At 50.0% G+C, this 244-nt stretch carries 1 rRNA gene; it reads right to left on the reverse strand.

Features of this window, described 5'->3' with window-relative positions:
• Window positions 1–193 precede the first annotated feature (193 nt).
• Window positions 194–244, reverse strand: a 16S ribosomal RNA gene (locus tag C1X29_RS29595); the annotation flags it as partial.

Raw genomic sequence — 244 nt, forward strand, 5'->3', positions numbered from 1 at the left:
TCTGGGCAGATTCGAACTGCCGACCTCACCCTTATCAGGGGTGCGCTCTAACCAACTGAGCTACAGACCCAATTTCGAGCTTGTAACTGCTAGCTGTGAGCTATCAGCTTGGAGCTTAAAGCTGCTTCTATCGTCTTCTTCAATGAATCAAGCAATTCGTGTGGGAACTTATGGAGCAGCTGATGTCGTCGATTAAGGAGGTGATCCAGCCGCAGGTTCCCCTACGGCTACCTTGTTACGACTT

The sequence above is a fragment of the Pseudomonas sp. GW456-12-10-14-LB2 genome (assembly GCF_002884345.1).
GTDB classification, from domain to species: domain Bacteria; phylum Pseudomonadota; class Gammaproteobacteria; order Pseudomonadales; family Pseudomonadaceae; genus Aquipseudomonas; species Aquipseudomonas paraglycinae.